The 18,346-nt window shown below is 69.7% G+C and carries 20 protein-coding genes; 14 read left to right on the forward strand and 6 right to left on the reverse strand.

The features are described 5' to 3' along the window. Positions 1-99: 99 nt before the first annotated feature. The 3 genes from VF542_RS01245 to VF542_RS01255 all read left to right on the forward strand — a co-directional run bounded on the left by VF542_RS01245 (position 100) and on the right by VF542_RS01255 (position 3,920). Positions 100-837, forward strand: coding sequence for a beta-phosphoglucomutase family hydrolase (locus tag VF542_RS01245; protein WP_408649906.1), 738 nt, complete (start codon positions 100-102; stop codon positions 835-837). Next, positions 834-3,197: a glycoside hydrolase family 65 protein gene (locus VF542_RS01250; protein WP_408649889.1), complete on the forward strand. Its 2,364-nt coding sequence runs from the start codon at positions 834-836 to the stop codon at positions 3,195-3,197. Before VF542_RS01245 ends, VF542_RS01250 begins: the two co-directional genes overlap by 4 nt. Before the next feature lie 303 nt (positions 3,198-3,500). Then, the gene (locus VF542_RS01255) at positions 3,501-3,920 is read left to right on the forward strand and encodes a CBS domain-containing protein (RefSeq protein ID WP_408649890.1); all 420 of its coding nucleotides are present in this window, start codon (positions 3,501-3,503) and stop codon (positions 3,918-3,920) included. A gap of 128 nt (positions 3,921-4,048) precedes the next feature. Here the strand turns inward: VF542_RS01255 and VF542_RS01260 are convergent, their stop codons facing one another. Next, positions 4,049-4,270 (reverse strand): hypothetical protein, encoded by a 222-nt coding sequence (locus VF542_RS01260; protein WP_408649891.1) that lies wholly within the window; start codon positions 4,268-4,270, stop codon positions 4,049-4,051. A gap of 375 nt (positions 4,271-4,645) precedes the next feature. Between VF542_RS01260 and VF542_RS01265 the strand changes: the two genes are divergently transcribed. The 3 genes from VF542_RS01265 to VF542_RS01275 all read left to right on the forward strand — a co-directional run bounded on the left by VF542_RS01265 (position 4,646) and on the right by VF542_RS01275 (position 6,903). Further along, the gene (locus tag VF542_RS01265; protein WP_408649892.1) at positions 4,646-5,536 is read left to right on the forward strand and encodes an NAD(P)-dependent oxidoreductase; all 891 of its coding nucleotides are present in this window, start codon (positions 4,646-4,648) and stop codon (positions 5,534-5,536) included. Positions 5,537-5,546: 10 nt separating this feature from the next. Continuing rightward, complete coding sequence (locus tag VF542_RS01270) at positions 5,547-6,563, forward strand: alkaline phosphatase family protein (RefSeq protein WP_408649893.1); 1,017 nt, start codon at positions 5,547-5,549, stop codon at positions 6,561-6,563. A gap of 148 nt (positions 6,564-6,711) precedes the next feature. Further along, the gene (locus VF542_RS01275) at positions 6,712-6,903 is read left to right on the forward strand and encodes a hypothetical protein (protein WP_408649894.1); all 192 of its coding nucleotides are present in this window, start codon (positions 6,712-6,714) and stop codon (positions 6,901-6,903) included. A gap of 24 nt (positions 6,904-6,927) precedes the next feature. Here VF542_RS01275 and VF542_RS01280 read toward each other — a convergent pair whose 3' ends face one another. After that, a complete protein-coding gene (locus VF542_RS01280; protein ID WP_408649895.1) occupies positions 6,928-7,848 on the reverse strand; it encodes an NADP-dependent oxidoreductase in 921 nt (306 codons plus the stop codon). A gap of 408 nt (positions 7,849-8,256) precedes the next feature. On the opposite strand from VF542_RS01280, the gene VF542_RS01285 reads away from it, so the two are divergent. The 3 genes from VF542_RS01285 to VF542_RS01295 are packed head-to-tail and all read left to right on the forward strand — an operon-like array spanning position 8,257 to position 11,095. Continuing rightward, positions 8,257-9,285, forward strand: coding sequence for an iron-containing redox enzyme family protein (locus VF542_RS01285; RefSeq protein WP_408649896.1), 1,029 nt, complete (start codon positions 8,257-8,259; stop codon positions 9,283-9,285). A gap of 48 nt (positions 9,286-9,333) precedes the next feature. Continuing rightward, positions 9,334-10,305 (forward strand): glycosyltransferase, encoded by a 972-nt coding sequence (locus VF542_RS01290; protein ID WP_408649907.1) that lies wholly within the window; start codon positions 9,334-9,336, stop codon positions 10,303-10,305. Positions 10,306-10,357: 52 nt separating this feature from the next. Further along, positions 10,358-11,095: an MgtC/SapB family protein gene (locus VF542_RS01295; RefSeq protein ID WP_408649897.1), complete on the forward strand. Its 738-nt coding sequence runs from the start codon at positions 10,358-10,360 to the stop codon at positions 11,093-11,095. Positions 11,096-11,097: 2 nt separating this feature from the next. Here VF542_RS01295 and VF542_RS01300 read toward each other — a convergent pair whose 3' ends face one another. The 3 genes from VF542_RS01300 to VF542_RS01310 all read right to left on the reverse strand — a co-directional run bounded on the left by VF542_RS01300 (position 11,098) and on the right by VF542_RS01310 (position 14,110). Continuing rightward, positions 11,098-11,328 (reverse strand): CDGSH iron-sulfur domain-containing protein, encoded by a 231-nt coding sequence (locus tag VF542_RS01300; RefSeq protein WP_408649898.1) that lies wholly within the window; start codon positions 11,326-11,328, stop codon positions 11,098-11,100. Between the two features lie 46 nt (positions 11,329-11,374). Next, positions 11,375-13,288, reverse strand: a complete 1,914-nt coding sequence (gene malQ / locus VF542_RS01305) for a 4-alpha-glucanotransferase (RefSeq protein ID WP_408649899.1) — start codon at positions 13,286-13,288, stop codon at positions 11,375-11,377. Between the two features lie 135 nt (positions 13,289-13,423). Continuing rightward, positions 13,424-14,110, reverse strand: a complete 687-nt coding sequence (locus VF542_RS01310; RefSeq protein WP_408649900.1) for a TetR/AcrR family transcriptional regulator — start codon at positions 14,108-14,110, stop codon at positions 13,424-13,426. Positions 14,111-14,727: 617 nt separating this feature from the next. On the opposite strand from VF542_RS01310, the gene VF542_RS01315 reads away from it, so the two are divergent. The 5 genes from VF542_RS01315 to VF542_RS01335 all read left to right on the forward strand — a co-directional run bounded on the left by VF542_RS01315 (position 14,728) and on the right by VF542_RS01335 (position 17,464). After that, on the forward strand, positions 14,728-15,495 hold the full coding sequence (locus tag VF542_RS01315) for an ANTAR domain-containing protein (RefSeq protein WP_408649901.1): 768 nt from the start codon (positions 14,728-14,730) through the stop codon (positions 15,493-15,495). Between the two features lie 100 nt (positions 15,496-15,595). Continuing rightward, on the forward strand, positions 15,596-15,997 hold the full coding sequence (locus VF542_RS01320) for a hypothetical protein (RefSeq protein ID WP_408649902.1): 402 nt from the start codon (positions 15,596-15,598) through the stop codon (positions 15,995-15,997). Between the two features lie 92 nt (positions 15,998-16,089). Further along, on the forward strand, positions 16,090-16,764 hold the full coding sequence (locus VF542_RS01325) for a DUF6766 family protein (RefSeq protein ID WP_408649908.1): 675 nt from the start codon (positions 16,090-16,092) through the stop codon (positions 16,762-16,764). A gap of 86 nt (positions 16,765-16,850) precedes the next feature. Next, complete coding sequence (locus tag VF542_RS01330; protein WP_408649903.1) at positions 16,851-17,195, forward strand: UBP-type zinc finger domain-containing protein; 345 nt, start codon at positions 16,851-16,853, stop codon at positions 17,193-17,195. Positions 17,196-17,278: 83 nt separating this feature from the next. Next, entirely contained in the window at positions 17,279-17,464 is a 186-nt protein-coding gene (locus VF542_RS01335) for a hypothetical protein (RefSeq protein ID WP_408649904.1), read from the forward strand. Between the two features lie 48 nt (positions 17,465-17,512). On the opposite strand, the gene VF542_RS01340 is transcribed toward VF542_RS01335, so the two are convergent. Further along, on the reverse strand, positions 17,513-18,346 hold an 834-nt coding region (locus tag VF542_RS01340), incomplete at its 5' end, for a GNAT family N-acetyltransferase (protein ID WP_408649905.1).

Consider the following 18,346-nt stretch of genomic DNA (forward strand, 5'->3'; position numbering starts at 1 on the left):
GCCGTTGCGGCTACCGAGTGGAACTAGCCTGGGAGTACCAGGCGGCGAGTTCGGCCCCTTGGCGGAGCGGAGCGCAAGACGACCGAAGGGGCTGAGATGGTGCTCGGGCTGCCCGAAGGCGTGCTGGCCTGCCTGTTCGATCTCGACGGCGTTCTCACCAACACCGCCGCGGTGCATGCCGTGGCCTGGCAGCACACCTTCGACGACTTCCTGCGCGAGCAGGACGGCCCGGATTTCCAGCCGTTCGACAAGGAGTCCGACTACGAGCGCTACGTCGACGGCAAGCCACGCGAGGACGGCGTACGAGACTTCCTGGCATCGCGTGGCATCACCCTTCCCGAGGGTCAGTCCGAGGACCCCGTCAGCGCGCTCACCGTGCACGGGCTGGGCAACCGCAAGAACGACGAGCTGACCCGCCGGATCGCCGAGGACGGCGTGGAGGTCTTCGAGGGATCCCGGCGCTACCTGCAGGCCGCCCAGCGCGCGGGGCTGCGGCGCATCGTGGTCTCCTCCAGCGCCAACACCGCCCTGGTGCTGCAGACCACCGGACTCGATCAGTACGTCGAAGGCCGCGTCGACGGGGTGACGCTGGCTGAGCGGCACCTGCCGGGCAAGCCGAAGCCGGACTCGTTCCTGGCCGGTGCCGAGCTGGCAGGGGTCAGCCCCGACCAGGCAGCCGTCTTCGAGGACGCCCTGGCCGGAGTGGCGGCCGGGCGCGCGGGTCGCTTCCGTTACGTGGTGGGCGTCGACCGGGTCGGCCAGGCGGACGAGCTCCGCGAGCACGGCGCCGACGTGGTGGTGCGCGATCTCGCCGAACTGCTGGACGATGCCCCGTGATCACCGACGCCCGGTTTCCGGTGGAGCCCTGGCGGGTACGCGAGCTGGAGCTGGACCTGGGCATGCTGGCCCAGAGCGAATCGGTGTTCGCCCTGTCCAACGGCCACATCGGGATCCGCGGCAACCTCGATGAGGGCGATCCCGCGGGCCTGCCCGGCACCTACCTCAACTCCTTCTACGAGACCCGGCCACTGCCCTACGCCGAAGCGGGCTTCGGCTACCCGGAATCCGGCCAGACGGTCGTCAACGTCACCAACGGAAAGCTGATCCGGCTGCTGGTCGACGACGAACCCTTCGACATGCGCTACGGAAGGCTGGTGCGCCACGAGCGCACCCTGGACCTGCGCAGCGGGACCCTGCGACGCTCCGTCGAGTGGATCTCACCCGCCGGCAGCACCGTCCGGGTCCGCTCCGAGCGGCTGGTCTCCTTCACCCAGCGGGCGATCGTGGCGGTGCACTACGAGGTCGAGGCGGTCGGGACGCCGTTGCGGGTGGTTCTCCAGTCGGAGCTGGTGGCCAACGAGGAGGTGCCCGGGCAGAGCAATGACCCGCGGGCCGCGGCGGCGTTGCGGGACCCGCTGGAAGCCGTCGAGCACAGCGCCAGCGGCAACCGGTCCTCGCTGGTGCACCGCACCCGCCGGTCCGGGCTGAGGATGGCCGCCGCCGCCGACCACGTGGTCACCAGCGACGCTGAGGCCCAGTCGCACACCTATGTCGAGCCGTACTGGTCCAGGACCACCGTCGGCTGCCGGCTCGAGCCGGGTCAGACGCTGTCGCTGACGAAGTTCGTGGCCTACGGCTGGTCCAGTCAGCGCACCGTGCCCGCCCTGCGCGACCAGGTCGATGCCGCCCTGTCGGCGGCGCTGCACACCGGCTGGACCGAGTTGCTGGCCGAGCAGCGGTCCTACGTCGAGCACTTCTGGGACGGTGCCGACGTCGAGTTGGACGGCGACGACTCGGTGCAGCAGGCCGTCCGGTTCGGGCTGTTCCACGTCCTGCAGGCAGGCGCGCGAGCCGAACAGCGCGCGATCCCGGCGAAGGGGCTGACCGGCCCGGGCTATGACGGCCACGCCTTCTGGGACACCGAGAGCTTCGTGCTGCCGGTCCTGATCGCCACCGCGCCCAAGGCAGCCGCCGACGCGCTGCGCTGGCGGCACTCCACCATGGACCTGGCCGTGGAGCGGGCCCGGGCACTGAACCTGCGGGGCGCCGCCTTCGCCTGGCGGACCATTCGCGGCCAGGAGACCAGTGCGTACTGGCCGGCCGGCACGGCCGCCTTCCACATCAACGCCGACATCGCACTCGCCGCCGTCCGCTACGTGCAGTGGACCGGTGACGAGGATTTCGAGAGGGGTTGCGCGCTGCCATTGCTGGTGGAGACCGCCAGACTGTGGCACTCACTCGGATATGCCGGCAGCGACGGCCGCTTCCACATCGACGGTGTCACCGGGCCGGACGAGTACAGCGCCATCGCCGATGACAACACCTACACGAACCTGATGGCTGCCCGGAACATGCGCTACGCCGCCGAGGCCGCTCAGCGCTGGCCGGCCGAGGCAGGCGAGTCGGACGTGACCGCGCAGGAGATCCAGCAGTGGCAGGAGGCGGCGGCCACCATGGCCATCTCCTACGACGAGCACCAGCAGCTGCCCGAGCAGGACCGCGGCTACCACCGCCACGAGGTATGGGACTTCGCCGCCAGCGCCCGCACCGGCGGCTACCCGCTGCTGCTGCACGCCCCGTACTTCCAGGTCTACCGCAAGCAGGTCGTCAAGCAGGCCGACCTGGTGCTCGCGCTGCACTGGTGCGGGGATTCCTTCAGCCCGCAGGAGAAGCGGCGCGCCTTCGACTACTACGAGCAGATCACCGTCCGGGACTCGTCGCTGTCAGCCTGTTCCCAGGCCGTTCTCGCCGCCGAGGTCGGCCACCTGCAGCTGGCCCACGACTACCTCAGCGAAGCGGCGTTGATGGATCTGCGGGACCTGGAACACAACACCCGCGACGGGGTGCACGTGGCGTCGCTGGCCGGCTCGTGGATCGGCCTGGTCTGCGGGTTCGGCGGCCTGCGGGACTACGGCGGCCAGCTCAGCTTCGCGCCCCGGCTTCCCGAGTCGATCACCCGGCTGTCCTTCGCCCTCCGGTGGCGCGGCTGCAAGGTCCGGCTGGTCGTCACCGGCGACCGGGCGTGCTACACCGTCGAGGACGGCGACACCGAACTGCGGCTCAGCCACCACGGTTCGCCGTTCACCGTGACGGCCGGCAAGGCCGTCGAACTGCCGATCCCCGCCATCGCCAGCACCACCGCCCCGTCCCAGCCCGAGGGCCGGGCACCGGGCGAGGCCTTCCGGCTGGATCGCTAGTCGGGGCCGTCTCAGCGCGCTCGTCCCAGCACGCTCTGTCTCAGCGGCTGTGCTCAACCGGTGGAGCGCGGCTGAGCGGATTGGAGGGCACTCCCTGTGACGGCTCGCTCATCTTCGGGCCCGCGTGGGCCGGACGCGCCGACGAACCAGCGCGACGAGTGACTAGTGCGATGACGAGGCCACGGACTACGGTGGTCCGGTCTGGTCAGAAGCGATCCAGTGCCCGCCGTTCGCTCGCCAGCCGCCCTGTGACCACCGAACAGCCGGTGCTGGTGAGTGTCGGCCAACACCATGGAGGTCATCATGGCTACAACCGTGTCCGATGTCATGACGAGAGATCCGGAGACCGTCGAGGTCAGCGAGCCGGTCGTCGAGGCAGCTCGCCGAATGCGCGACGCCGATACCGGCGACGTGATCGTCCTGGACAACGGCCGGGTGGTCGGCGTCCTGACCGACCGCGACATCACGATCCGGGTGGTTGCCGAGAACAAGGATCTCTCGACGCCGGTCGGCGAGGCATGCTCGGCCAGCGATCTGCAGACGGTCGGGCCCGACACCTCGCTGGACCAGGCGGTCCAGCTGATGCGCGACAACGCGATACGCCGGTTGCCGGTGGTCGAGAACGACCGGGCGGTGGGGATCATCAGCCTGGGCGACCTCGCCATCGAACTGGACGAGGACTCGGCGCTGGCCGACATCAGTGCCGCCGCACCCGACGAGTGATTCCGGCACCGGGCCATTCGACGGCAGTGCACACGAACGGCAGTGCACACGAACGGCAGTGCACAACTGAGTAGTTCGACCGGCTCCGGATCCTGACCGCGATTCGCGGTACGCCCGGGCCGATGCCGTTAGCTGCTGAGGGCGTCGGCCCGGGCTTCGGTCCGCGCTTCGGTCTGCTCGGCGGTCGAGCGGTAGGGAGCAGTATTCCGGTCGGCTGCGCTCGGACTGACCTTGGCGACCTGCCGGGTTGCCGAGGTCCGCCGCTCCCAGCGGATCACGAACACCGCGACCGCGAGGGCATCGGCTACCACCACCAGCACGCCGAGCAGCACCAACGACGCCGGGATCACCGGCGGTCACCGGCCGGAACGCGTGTCGACAGTGCGGTCGAGCAGATAAGCAAGAAAATCACGTGAAGGGTCTCCCGGGACGCAATGCCGCCGGGCGGCCACTGCGGGACGGATCGCAGCTCGTGGCCGAACGCCCTCTCATCCTAATGGCTGCCGGCAGCGCGCACGGCCACCGCCTGCCGCACCCCCATCCTGCCCGGCGCGAGAATCGCCCGAGTGCCGCACGGTTGTACCGTTGACCCAGCTGAGACCACAGCCCGGCACCCACCGCTCCAGCAGCCCGCGATCCGGACGTCGCCGTCCTGGCGCGAGGCGGTCCCGCGGAACCGGTGCGGATCACGCGCCGACCGGCGCCGGCCATCAGGAGCGATTCACGTGGACTCAGCTGCCACCGTGGCGGTGCTCGGCACCGGAACGATGGGCACCGGCATGGCCCGGTCGCTGTTGCGCAATGGTCTTGCGGTCCGGGTCTGGAACCGGACCAAGGACCGGGCCCAGGCACTGGCCGCCGACGGCGCCGACGTCGCCGAATCCCCCGTCGACGCGGTCTCCGGTGCCGGCGTCATCATCACGATGCTCTACGACGCCGCGGCGGTCCTCGATGTCATGACCGACGCCGCGCCGGCCGTCGCGCCGGGCGCGATCTGGCTGCAGTCGGCGACCATCGGCCTGGAGGGAACCACCCAGGCGGCCGCCCTGGCGCAGGCCGCGGCGCTGAGGATGATCGACGCCCCGGTGCTGGGCACCAAGGAGCCTGCTGAGCAGGGCAGGCTGGTGATGTTGCTCGGCGGTGACCGCTCGCTGCTGCCGGGCCTACGGCCGGTGCTCGACGCGATCAGCGTCCGCAGCATCTGGGCCGGCGACCTGCCCGGTCAGGGAACGGCCCTGAAGCTGGCCTGCAACGCCTGGATCGCCTCGATCACCGCCGCCACGGCCCAGTCCCTGAGCTTGGCGTCGGGCCTGGCCGTCGATCCGCAGCTCTTCCTGGATGCGATAGCCGGTGGCCCCTCCGACTGCGCCTACGCCCACCTCAAGGGCGCCCAGATGATGGCCGCCGAGTTCGCGCCCTCGTTCGGACTCGACGGCGTCAGCAAGGATGTCGAGCTCATCACCGACGCCGCCGGTCGGGCCGGCGTCGACACCACACTGCTGAACGCCCTCGGCGAGGTCTACCGGAAGGCCAGCGACCTCGGCTACGGCAAGGACGACATGTCGGCGGTGATCAGGACCTTCGACGCCGCCCTCATCGGCGGCCCTGCCCACTGAGAGGAGGATCATGCCGAGAGCCATCGGGTTCGCCGCGCTGTTGGCCGCCCTGCTGACGGTGGCAGGCTGCGGTGCCGGTACGTCGAAGTCCGCACGTACCGTCGCGTCGCCCGCCGGATCGAGCACCACCGCCTCGTCAGCGACCGGCTCGCCGGCGACCGGCACCGGTGCGATCGGCACGGCATCTTCCGGCACAGCAGCGCAGTCCGGCACGGCATCCTCCGGCACAGCGGCGCAGTCCGGCACCGCGGCGCGAACCGGGCCGGCCACGGCAGTTCCTCGCTTCGACCACATCGTCGTGGTGGTGCTGGAGAATCACGCCTACAGCCAGATCATCGGCAGGAGCAGCGCTCCGTTCCTGAACTCGCTGGCCGATCGCGGCGCGGTGTTGACCCGCTCGCACGGCATCACCTACCCCAGCCAGCCGAATTACCTCGCCATGTTCTCCGGCTCCACCCAGGGCTTGACCGACAACTCGTGCCCGCACAACTTCACCGGTCCGAACCTGGCCGCGGCGCTGCTGGCCGCCGGCCACAGCTTCGTCGGCTACTCCGAAGACCTGCCGGCGACCGGTTTCACCGGATGCGGTTCCGGCGCCTACGCCCGCAAGCACAATCCCTGGGTCAACTTCGGCGAGCTGCCGACGACGGTCAACCAACCACTGACAGCCTTTCCCGGCGACCTGAGCAGGTTGCCAGAAGTCTCCTTCGTCATTCCCAACCTTGACAACGACATGCACGACGGCACGGTGGCCGAGGGTGATCGCTGGTTGCGCGCGCACCTGGGCGCCTACGCCGACTGGAGCACTGCTCACAACAGCTTGCTCATCGTCACCGCCGACGAGGACGACAAGAGCCACGACAACCGGATCGCCACCATCGTCACCGGCGCGCAGGTGCGCCCCGGCCGGTACAGCGTTCGGACCGACCACTACGGCTTGCTGGCCACCCTGCTGGCCGGTTACGGGTTGACACCGTTCGGCGAGGCCGCGCGGGCCCAGCCCATCACCACCATCTGGTCGAGGTGAGCGGCGATGCGAAACTGACCGGCGATGGCAACTGAGCGGCGACGCCGCGAGCAAGCAGTATCCGCGAGCAAGCAGTATCAAGGTGTGTTTGTTGGACAGCGGCCCGGGCACCGTCTCTGCCCGGAAGGACTCACAGGAAGGCGCGCACGTGTCAGAGGCGGATTTCGGACTGGAAGTGCCTGAAGCGGATCGGCTGGAGCAACTGCAGGATGCCAATCTCCACGGCGGTTCCGACGACTACGAGCGGGACGAGCCACCGACCGTCGATCCCGACGCGGCCAACCCGGCCGATGTGCTGGAGCAGCATGCCACGGTCCCGGAGGACGACGAGGACTGGTGATCACCGGCGCGGCCAGGGGTGGACCTAATCCATCCGCAGCACGACCTTGCCCAGCGGGTGGCCGGATTCCACCGCGGCGATCGCGGTGGGCGCCTGATCGAAGGGCACCAGCTGGGTGACGTGCGGGTCGAGTTTTCCTTCAGCCGCCAGCCGGGCCACCGCGTCGAGCGCCCGCACGCTGCGATCGCGGCGGACCGCGGCGCCACCGAACTCGGCCGCCGCGGCGGGGTCGGCGGCGCTGATCAGCTTGGCCGGATCCTTGACCAGGCGACCGACGGCTGACAGCGCGTCGGCTCCCACCAGGTCATAGATCCCGTCGACACCCTCGGGGAGAAGTTCCCTCACTCGCCGCTCGAGGCCGTCTCCGTACGGGATCAGGGTTGCGCCGAGCGACTCCACCAGCGGGCGCTTGCTGTCGCTGCCGGTTCCGAACACCGCGATGCCGTCGTTGCGGGCAAGCTGGGCGGCAGCGACCCCCACACCGCCACCGATGCCGGTGATGAGCAACGTCTGCCCGGCGGACAGGCCGAGCTGAGCCACGCCGTCATAGGCGGTGGCTGCCGCCACCGGCAGCGCCGCGGCGTCGGTGAAGCTCAGTCGGGCTGGCTTCTTCGCCGTCGTGTCGACAGCTGTCAGGGTGTACTCGCAGAACGCCCCGTGGCCGGGCGCCGGCCAGCCGAATACCTCGTCACCCACCGAGAATCCCTTGACATCGGAACCGATCTCCTCGATCACACCGGAGACCTCACTACCGAACTCGGAGGGCAAGTCACGGCTCCGGATGCCGGCGAACACGCCGCTGCGCACCTTGTGATCGACCGGGTTCACCCCCGCCGCCTTCACCCGCACCAGGATCTCAGCCGGCCCCGGCCTAGGCTTGTCGACCTCGGCGAACTCCTGGGTCTCCGGACCGCCGTACTCGGTGAAGCGAAAGACCGCGGGCACCTGTGCACCTCCTGCGAGTGCGAACCTGACTCCCGCCGTAACGGAGACTCCTGACACCGCATTCCAGCGCCGACCCGCCAGTCCAGCCCCGCGGTGCCAGTACTAGACGAAATGGCCTAGAAGCAGGACGTGCAGGGCACATCGCGGACCTCGCTGCTCACCGGCGGCCTGAGAACCCGGCAATCCGGTTGATCCGGGTGAGGTGGCGCACCGGACGCTATCTGCGCGTGCGCTCGCTGCCGACCAACCGGCCGGTGGGTTAGCATGAGGGCCCCGCTCGGCACAGAGCGTTGAGCGCCCCGCGGCTGATCATGCGCTTTCTCGCCGGTACCGTGGGTCTTGCGTCAGGATGCCGCCGATGTCCGTCCCCTTGTCAGACAGTCGCCACCGCGTAGCCGGACGTCCCCGGTGAGGCTGCCCGAGGCTCGCGGGCCGTTGACCGAGGAGTTGCTCGGCGCGCTGCGCCAGCCGGCCGGCTCGGTTCAGCTCTTCGGGGCCGGCCTGGCCTTCGATCCGCCGGCCGCGGCACTGGCCGACGACGATCTGCAGTTGGGCCTCTGGACCTGTTACGAATTGCACTACGCGGGATTCACCGATGCCCGGCCCGGCTGGGAGTGGGATCCCGAACTGATGGCGTGGACGAAGGCCCTGGAGGCCCGGTTCCGCTCGGCGCTGCGCAGCTGTGTGCCGGCCATGGCGATGCTGCCCGGCGAGTCGATCGCCGACCGGCTGCGCGCCCTGATCGATGCCGACACCGGCCCGCAACTGGCTCGGCACCTGCAGGCCGACGCCACTGCCGAGGAGTTCCGGGAGTTCGTGACGCACCGCTCGATCTACCACCTGAAAGAGGCCGATCCGCACAGCTGGGCGATACCGCGGCTGCGCGGCAAGGCCAAGGCCGCGCTGGTAGAGATCCAGTCCGACGAGTACGGCGCGGGCTCGGTGAGCCGGATGCACTCGGAGCTGTTCAGGGCGACCATGCGGGGCTTAGGCCTGGACGACAGCTACGGCTACTACCTCAACCAGGCGCCGGGCGTCACCCTGGCGATCAGCAACCTGATGTCGTTCTTCGGCCTGCACCGGGAGAATCTCGGCGCGCTGGCCGGGCACCTGGCTGCCTTCGAGATGACGTCCTCGGCGCCGAATCGCCGTTACGGCAAAGGCCTCCGCCGCCTCGGCGCGGACGCCGTGACGACCCGGTTCTACGACGAGCACGTCACCGCAGACGCCCTGCACGAGCAACTGGCAGCCCACGACGTCTGCGGGTCGCTGGTGGCCGAGGAGCCGGAGTTGGCCGACGACGTGCTGTTCGGCGCGGCCTGCGCGTTGCACCTGGACAACCTGTTCGCCGGTCACCTGCTGCGCAGCTGGGCGTCGGGAAGTTCCTCGCTGCGTACCGCGGGCTCGACCGCCGCGCTGACCGCGGGGCTGTCATGACCGCTACCCGCGGCCGGCACGTCCGGCCGAGGGGGTGAGCGCACCATGATGTCCTTGAACTACCTCATGCCGATCAAGTCCGATCGGGGCCGCGACATCGGCGAGCTGGCCCGTTACCTCAACGACCTGAGCGATTCCGCGCGGGTGATCGTGGTCGACGGTTCACCGCCGGAGGTCTTCGATGCGCACCGGGCCCTGCTGAGTTCTGCCGTCACCCATGTCCGCCCGGCCGAGGACGTCCGATTCCGCAACGGCAAGGTGAACGGGGTCGTCACCGGCTTCCGGTTGTGCGGCTCGGACAAGGTCGTCATCGCCGATGACGACGTGCGTTACGAGCCGGCGCAACTGCACCGCCTGGAGTTGGCGCTGGACACCGCCGAACTGGTGCGTCCGCAGAACTATTTCCGCCCGCTGCCGTGGCACGCCCGCTGGGACACCGCGCGCTCGCTGCTCAACCGGGCGGTCATCGGAACCGACTTCCCGGGAACACTCGCCCTACGGCTCAATCCACAGCTGCGCGCGGCCGGCTACGACGGCGATGTGCTGTTCGAGAACCTGGAACTGATCCGGACGATCCGAGCTGCCGGTGGCCGCGAGCGATTGATGCCCGACCTGTACGTCCGGAGGCTGCCGCCGAGCGCCGGGCACTTCGTCCGGCAGCGGGTCAGACAGGCCTACGACAGCTTTGCCCAGCCCGGCCGGATGATCCTCGAGCTGGCGCTGCTGCCGGCATTCGTGCTGCTTCGCCGGCGGCCGGTACGCCTGGGTGCCCTGCTGGGCGCGGCGGTCGGCCTGGCCGAGATCGGCCGGCGGCGTGGCCGGGGTCACCTGGTCTTCCCGCCCCAGGCGGTCTGGTTCACCCCGGCATGGCTGGCCGAGCGCTCGGTCTGCTCCTGGCTGGCGCTGGCGAACCGGGTGCTGTTCGGCGGCGTCCGCTACTCCGGTGGCCGGATCCGCCGGGCGGCCCACTCCGATGCCGAGTTGCGCCGGCACAGCCGGGCGCACAGTCGTTCCGGCTGACGGCGCTGGGTCGGCAGCGGTGATCGCGGCACGGCGGCCGGGCCGGTAGCGCATGCGACCGGTGGCTGAGTCGATCGCGCTGGCTGCCGGCCACGGCCAGGGTTGGCGCCAGGTCGGCGAGCTGCTGTTGGCGTTCGCGCTGTCCTCGCTGATCGGCCTGGAACGTCAGGTTCGCGGAAAGAGCGCCGGGCTGCGCACCCAGAGCATCGTCGGCACCACCTCGGCGCTGATGCTGCTGGTCAGCAAGTACGGTTTCGGCGACGTGCTCGCCGAGGGCGTGGTCCGGCTGGACCCGTCCCGGGTGGCCGCCCAGATCGTCTCCGGCGTCGGCTTTCTCGGCGCCGGGCTGATCCTGACCCGGCAGGGCTCGGTGCGCGGGCTGACCACGGCGGCAACGGTGTGGGAAACCGCGGGGATCGGGATGGCGGCCGGAGCCGGGCTGCCGTTGCTGGCCGGGGTGGTCACCGGCCTGCACTTCGTCGCGGTCTTCGGCTACACCGGCTTGGCCCGGCGGCTACCCGGCAGCCGGACGGCGGTGATGCGGCTGCGGGTGCACTACCTCGACGGCCGGGGCGTGCTGCGCCAGATCATGGCCGCGAGCACCTCCGCCGGCTGGCTGATCAACAACCTCTCTCCCGAGGAGCCCAGCGACAATGACCGCTTGGGCCGCACCGTCGCGGTGACCATCAGCCTGTCCGGTTCGGCCGACCGCGACGAGTTGCTTGCCCGGCTGGCTGACCTCCCGGGCGTGCTGAGCGTCGACCTGCTGACCGACGAGGACTTCGACTGAGCTCAGCTCGGCCTGGAGCGTCCGGCGCCGGCCGCGAGCTTGTGGCTGCCGTCGCAGAACGGTTTCAGCGCAGAGCGCCCGCAACGGCACAGCGCCACCGCCTTGCCGCTGCGCGGGATCGGCGTGCCGTCCAGCTCGCAGAGTTCGAAGGATCCCCGCACGATCAGTGGCCCGTCCGGGTACGGCGTGATGGTGGCCGGTGGCTCCGCCGGCTGCTCGCCCCGCTGCGTCATGGCCGCCTCCCCTCCTTCGCCCCAGTGGTGTGCGCCGCCCGGGTCATCAGCTGCCTGCTCTCAGCCGGGCATCGCCGACCGCACTGCCGGGCCTTACCCGCACCGGCGGTTGCGCGGAAGCCGCCGGCGCGGTGGCGCTCCCCCGGCAGGCCTGCTCCAGCGTCCGCGCCAGGGCCGCCGGCTCGGGCGCGACCAGCAGGTCTTCCAGCCCGACCGGCAGCGGCAAGGACCAGTTCTGCTGCCGGGTGGTGCCCGGCAGGTTCGGCCTGAGCTCGACGACCGCCGCGTCCTCCAGGGTGGCGGCCAGCAGCCGTGACGGTGCCCGGGCCAGCGCCTGGTAGGCCGCCTCAACCACCTGCCGGGCACTGGCAGTGGCGGGGACCGCGGTCACCTCGGCCAGGTGATCACGCAGTTGCTCGGTGCTGGCCGCGTCGGCGTCCAGGCCACCGGCGCGCTGATCGGCGAGATCGGTTCCGGTCCACAGCCCGGCGACGGTCGGCAGGTCATGGGTGGTCACCGCGGCGAGCGCCGTGACCGGCCAGTCCGCGGGCGGTTCCTCCTCGAACCACAACAACCGGTAGGACAGGATGTTGCGAGCCGCCATCTCCTCGCGCAGCCCCGGCGCCACCGTCCCGAGATCCTCTCCGACCACCACCGCCTGGAACCGGTAGCTCTCCAGCGCCACGATCTCGAGCAGGTCGTGCACCGGGTAATGGACGTAGCCGCCCTCCGTCGGCGGGCTGCCCTTCGGGATCCACCACAGCCTGAGCAGCCCCATGACGTGATCGATGCGCAGCCCGCCGTGCTCTGCCAGCGTGGAACGGATCGCCTCGATGAAGGGCTGGTAGTCGGCCTGCCGCAATCGCCACGGTACGAACGGGTGCAGCCCCCAGTCCTGCCCGCTGAGGTTGAACGGATCCGGCGGTGCGCCCACCGAGACGCCCTCGGCCATCACGTCCTGCCAGGCCCAGGCGTCGGCACCGTGGGGGTCCACGCCGATGGGCAGGTCCTGGATGACCGCCACGCCCGGCGTGAGGTCGGCGAGTTGAAGGGTGAGCAGCCATTGCAGCCAGGCGTGAAAGGTCACCGCCGCGGCCGCCTCGTCCGCGAACCGCAGGACCGCCGCGCCGTCCGGGTCGTGCAGTTCGGCCGGCCATTCACGCCAGTTGGAGCCGTGCTGCTCGGCCAGCGCGCACCAGGTCGCGAACCGCTGCAGGGCCTGTGCCTGACCGGACCGCCAGGCTGCGAAGCTGTCGTCCTGGCGGGCCTGGGAGAACACCCGGTGCAGCGCCGAGCGCTTGATGCGCCACACGGTGTCCCGGTCGATGAGCGAACCGGCCGTGGCTGCCCGGCCGGCCCGCTGGAAGTCGCTCAGGTCCACCCGGTCAGCTCCCGGCACGTCCTCGACCCGCAGGTAGATCGGATTGCGGAATGCCCGGCTGGTCGGAAAGTACGGGCTGGCCTGCTGCGGAAAGGTGGGGGCTACCGCGTGCAGCGGGTTCACCAGGACGAAGCCGGCTCCCTGCTCGGCCGCCCACCGGGTCAGCGTCCGGAGGTCGCCGAGATCCCCGATCCCCCAGCTCGACCGGGACCGGACGGCATAGAGCTGGACGGTCCAGCCCCAGGCGCGCTGGTCGGGCAGGTGACAGCGGCCGGGCCCGACGATCAGCCGCCGTCGCTGACCGGCCGGTGCCACAACGGTGTGGTAGCCCAGCGGGCAGTCCTCGGGAACGGCGCCGTCGATCTCCAGCGTGCCGCCGCCCTCCAGCAGCAGCCGTCCGCGCACCGGCACCGGCTGGCCCGGGCGGGCCACCATCGGCCCGGCGTCCGTGGCGCCGGCCGGCGGGACGCCCAGCGTCTGGCGCAGCCGCCCGACGGTCACCGGGTCGATGCTGTGCTCGGCGCCGGCGGAGTCCAGGTAGGTCTGGGCGATGGCTTCAGTGGGCTCTTTCAGGATCATCAGCTAGGTGCCTCGAAGATCGCTCTGGCCGGCAGCTGCCACGTGGTTGCGGACCGGGCCGGCACAAGCAGTATGCCTGGCTGGCACGCTTTGCCGCGACCGGCGCCCCCGGCTGGGACGGCCTGCCCGAGCCGGTCAGGTCAGGCCGAGCCGCTGGCCCACACCGTGCATCTGGTAGTCGAAGTAGGCCGGATAGTCGGAGATGACGTTGTGCAGGTGGCCGAACAATTCGGAGCTGATGCTGGCGATGAGCTCCGTCCAGGCCAGCACCGTGGCGGCGAGCTGCTGCTCGGACAGGGCCGGCGCCACGCTGCCGCGCAGGGACTTCAGATCGGCGCGGACGGCGCGCGGGATGGGACGCTCATCGGCCGCCGGGCCCCGACCGGCCTCGACCGCATCGGTGACGAGCTCGATCACCAGCAGCGGGATCCGGCCGGCAGGACCGTTCATGCCGGCCGGCGCGTGGTAGCCGGGCCGGCTGCTGAAGATCAACTGATACTCCTGAGGATGCGCCAGCGCCCAGGCGCGGGTGGCGCTGGCGACCGCCAGCCACCGGCCCAGCAGGTTCCGGTGCCGGACGGAGGTCCCGGCCGCTACGGCGGCGCTAGCCACCGCGTCATGGGCGTCGAGGATCAGCGCGGCCAGCAGGTCGTCCCGGCTGGGGAAATACCGGTACATCGCCGAGGACACCATGCCCAGCTCCCGGGCCACCGCCCGAAGCGACAACCCGGCAGAGCCCTGCTGGGCGAGCTGGCGCCGAGCGGCTTCCTTGATCTCGCGGGTGAGCTCGTCGCGGACCCTGGCCCGCGCGCTGGTCTGCATCACCATTTCACTATGCCGCCGCCGGCGAGCACCGGCAAGAAAGAAGAGCGGTGCTCTAATCCACTCATAATCCACTCATGAACGGCGGCTAAGGGCAATGCGCCGACGCCCGACAGTAATTGAGGACGGAAAACACTATTTTAGAACGAGCCGGTTCAACCCGAAAGTATTCAATCCGGCGGTAAGCGGCCTGCCATACCTCCTCCCGCCCCCTGGAACCACCGGCTGCGTGCTCGATATCCGCGCGTCCGGCAACTGCGAAGTGGTGGAACAGGGCGGCGAAGTGGTGGAACAGGGCGGCGGCACTCGAACTCGACACTGCGGCCAAGGCCGCCACGGCACCTTATGTTCGGCTATTACTCCTCGATTCCGGCTGGTCCGTCCTGACCCATTGCCAGGTCGTTGGGTTAGCAATCATCTGCCGTGCGGGTCCCGGGATCAGTATTGACGAAATCATTGGATTGATGCCGTTAACGCGTTACCATACATTGTCACTATTTAAGTGCGCACTCACTCGCGGTGCTCTATGCTAGCCCCGGGTTCGAACCGGATAGCCCTGGCGCTCAGCGCTGAGATGAGCGATCTGCGCCCGAGAGCTGACCAGGCCGGAGGTAACCATGCCAGTACTGTCGACTCCTCTCACCGAACTGCTTTCCGTGTCCGCCCGCCCGGCGGTCACCTCGTGCTCGGCAGAGCTGTCCGCGCTGATGCGCAAGCTGACCCCGGCTCCCGATCCGGTGGTGGTCTACAAGAGCCTGACCCGAGTGGTGGTGCCGCTCCTCTGCGATGCCAGCACCGTCTGGATCAGCGCCGCCGGTCAGCAACCGAGTCACCTCAGCTTCCGGGTGGCCGGCAGCGACGGCTGCGAGCAGTGGCCCGGCCTGGAGAACGGGTGCCCAGCGAATCTGTCCGCCGCCGACCTCGCCTCTGGGGTGCTCGGTGAGGACACCGTGGCGGTACCCATCAACCCCGTGATCGCCGAGGGACAGCTTCCCTACCGCGGGCTGTTGACGATGAGCTTTCACGGACTACGTCCCACCTCGGCCCATGTACTCATCGCTCACCTGCTGGTGGAGCGCGCGAGCGCGCTGGTGCAACGGGAACAGCTGGTCGCCAAGGCGAACAACCTGCACCGGGCACTGGAGAGCAACCGCGAGATCGGTGCCGCCATGGGCATCCTGATGGCCAGGCATCAGCTGACCAGCGAGCAGGCCTTCGACCTGCTGCGGCGGACCAGTCAACGCGCGCATCGCAAGATCGTCGCCATCGCGGCAGACGTGATCCAGACCGGTGAACTCGACCTGCCGGCCGGAGTCGAATTGCTCGAATGCCAGCCGGCGCCACGCCCACCACGGCGGCCACAGCACCTGCGGCTGGCGCGCTAGGAGCTGGCGGCACCTTCCTCCGGCGTGTCGCGATTCATGACGGGCCGTGCCGGTGTGCACTTGTGGCAAAGCTGCCTGAACCGACCCGATGGAGTGATGTGTGAGAGGCCCTGGCGTGCCACTGGCCCTGGCAGTGATCGTGCTGGCGGGTGGCCTCACCGGATGCACGGACAGCACCCAGCGCTCTGAGGTCCAACGGGTCGCCGTCGACTTCGTCACCGCGATCGAGGACCGCAACGGGGCCGACGCGTGCGAGCTGCTGACCTCCGAGGCCGAGGAATCGGTGTCCGGGGCTACCGACGTGGCGTGTGCGGTTGCGGTACTCAACGTCGAGGAGAACGGTGCCGAGGTGCGCCACGTCCAGATCTGGGGTGATGCCGCGCAGGTGAAGCTCGGCAGCGACACCGTCTTCCTGCGAGAGCTGCCCGATGGCTGGCAGGTCCGAGCGGCCGGTTGCCAATCGCAACCAGGTGCGGCGTACAAGTGCGACGTTGAGGGCTGAACGATGAAAACCATGTTCTTCGGTGTGGTCATCTTCGTCTTGCTGGGCCTCAGCTATGTCATGGTGATCGGAGCGTTGCACCGGTGAGCCGGCTGAGCCGGTACCTCAAGGAGAACGGGCTCACGCTGGCGTTCCTGGGCTTGCTCCTGGGCGCCGTGATCGGGCAGGCGTTCTCCGGCGTGGCGGAGCTCAACGGCGAGCAGCGGGCGACCGGCGGCGCGACGCTCAGCCTCGCCGAGTACGTGCTGTCGTCCAGCTTCGCGGTCGACATCGCCGAGAACTGGCAGTCGGAATACCTGCAGTTCGCCCTCTACATCGTTGCCACGACCTGGCTGGTGCAGCGCGGCTCCAGCGAGTCCAAGAAGCTTGACGAGATCGGTACCGGCAGCGACGAGGAGCAGAAGATCGGCCGCTACGCCGAACCGGACTCACCTGCTTGGGCGCGGGCGGGTGGGTTGCGAACCGCGCTCTACGGGCGGTCCCTGGGCGCCATCATGACGTTCTTCTTCCTGCTGTCCCTGCTGGCACAGTCGATCGCCGGCCGGGCGGCGTTCAACGGCCAGCTGCTGGAGCGCGACCAGGATGCGATGAGCTGGGCCGGCTACGTGACCTCCGCCGATTTCTGGAACCGCACGTTGCAGAACTGGCAGTCGGAGTTCCTGGCGGTGGCATCGATGGCTGCCTTCGCGATCTACCTTCGGCAGCGGGGATCGCCGGAGTCCAAGCTGGTCGGCGCAGCCCACGATGCCACCGCTGAAGACCCGTGATCGGCTGGCAGTCACGACGACCCGGGGCCGCTGGACGCCTACTCTGATAGAGCGAGCACTGACGCGTCAGGGAAAGAGCACCTCGGATGACTGAGCCCGGTATCGACCCGAACGTTCCGCCCAGCGGCACTGGCTGCCAGGACTGCGAGCGCGATCAGGGTTGGTGGTTCCACCTGCGCCGCTGCGCGCAATGCGGCCACATCGGCTGCTGTGACACCTCACCGTCCCAGCACGCCACTTCGCATGCCAGAACCACCGGCCACCCGCTGATCACCAGCTTCGAGCCGGGCGAGAACTGGTACTACGACTACCGCGACGAGCAGCTGCGCCACGGGCCGCCGCTGGCGCCGCCGGAGCACCATCCGATCGACCAACCCGCCCCCGGCCCGGCCGGTCGGGTGCCCGCGGACTGGCAGTCCAAGCTGCACTGAGGCACCCATTCGTTAGCCTCGAAGTTCGTTAGCCTCGAAGTTCGTTAGCCTCGAATAAGGACCACCGAGAGGGAAGTAGGCAGATGAGCGACGAGTCGAACACGCGCCCGGCCGGCGAAGGTCTCAGCGATGAGGAGATGGTCCGGCAGGTGGCGAGCCAGACCGCCAGCGACCTCAAGCACAGCGACGTCTTCGAGCGCGAGTCCGAAGGCGCAACGACCGACGTCGAGGCCGCCAAGGCCTCGGCGGACGAACTGGCCGGCGACTGACCGGTTCCCACGATCCAATTCGGGATCGCTCAGGTCAGCTACGGGGATTCAGCGCGATTCGAGCAGCCCCTTCAGCGTTCTGAGGTCGGCGGCCACCGCGTCGGCATCCCGGTCGAAGTCGGCATCGCTCATGCCGGGCTGCCGGCGCAGCGTGAAGACCAGCTCGCAGCCGTCGCCGTCTCCGATCACCCGCATCGGGTTGTAGAAACTCACGCCGCTGGCCAGGGTCACCCGGTGGTCCACCACCCCGTACGGGTTGGGTCCAGCCATCTCGACCACCACCGGGCCCAGCGGTGACTGCGCGACCCACTGCCCGTCGATCAGCTCGATGGAGCTGCCCAGCCCGGCCGCCCACTGCGCCAGGTTCACCGGCTGACGGACGTAGTCATAGACCTCGGCCGCCGGTTGATCGATCCAGATGCCCAGGTGCCTGGAGTGCACTGCCATGACCGTCATTGTGCCGGGCGGTGTTCCGGTGCCGGGCGGTGTTCTGCTGCCGGCCGGTGTTCCGGTGCCGGCCGGGGCTCCGGTGCCGGCCCGGGCTCCGGTGCCGGCCGGGGCGAAGTCGGCCGGGGCGAAGTCGGCCGGGGCGAAGTCGGTCGGGGCGAGGAATGCCTCCCGGCTGAGCCGGTAGAACACGTGGCGGCGCAACCGGTGTCCGGGCGGCAGCGCCGGATGGTCGAAGTCCCCGGCCGGATCCCGGCTCATCCCCAGCCGCCGCATCACCGCCCTGGATGCGGCATTGCCGGTTGCGGTGAAGCTGACGATCTCAGCCAGCCCGAACTCGGAGAAACCGGCCGTCAGCGCCTGCCGGCCGGCTTCGGTGGCGAACCCGTGGCCCCAGGCAGACCGGCACAGCCGCCAGCCGACCTCGACGGCGGG

The sequence above is a fragment of the Jatrophihabitans sp. genome (assembly GCF_036389215.1).
In the GTDB taxonomy this organism is placed as follows: domain Bacteria; phylum Actinomycetota; class Actinomycetes; order Mycobacteriales; family Jatrophihabitantaceae; genus Jatrophihabitans_A.

Bases quoted from the DNA above. Each gene is read 5' to 3' on its own strand.
- VF542_RS01330 (WP_408649903.1), top strand. From the start codon at position 16,851: ATGACTGAGCCCGGTATCGACCCGAACGTTCCGCCCAGCGGCACTGGC.
- malQ (WP_408649899.1), bottom strand. From the start codon at position 13,288: ATGATCCTGAAAGAGCCCACTGAAGCCATCGCCCAGACCTACCTGGAC.
- VF542_RS01290 (WP_408649907.1), top strand. From the start codon at position 9,334: ATGTCCTTGAACTACCTCATGCCGATCAAGTCCGATCGGGGCCGCGAC.
- VF542_RS01315 (WP_408649901.1), top strand. From the start codon at position 14,728: ATGCCAGTACTGTCGACTCCTCTCACCGAACTGCTTTCCGTGTCCGCC.
- VF542_RS01335 (WP_408649904.1), top strand. From the start codon at position 17,279: ATGAGCGACGAGTCGAACACGCGCCCGGCCGGCGAAGGTCTCAGCGAT.
- VF542_RS01295 (WP_408649897.1), top strand. From the start codon at position 10,358: ATGCGACCGGTGGCTGAGTCGATCGCGCTGGCTGCCGGCCACGGCCAG.
- VF542_RS01270 (WP_408649893.1), top strand. From the start codon at position 5,547: ATGCCGAGAGCCATCGGGTTCGCCGCGCTGTTGGCCGCCCTGCTGACG.
- VF542_RS01310 (WP_408649900.1), bottom strand. From the start codon at position 14,110: ATGCAGACCAGCGCGCGGGCCAGGGTCCGCGACGAGCTCACCCGCGAG.
- VF542_RS01255 (WP_408649890.1), top strand. From the start codon at position 3,501: ATGGCTACAACCGTGTCCGATGTCATGACGAGAGATCCGGAGACCGTC.
- VF542_RS01300 (WP_408649898.1), bottom strand. From the start codon at position 11,328: ATGACGCAGCGGGGCGAGCAGCCGGCGGAGCCACCGGCCACCATCACG.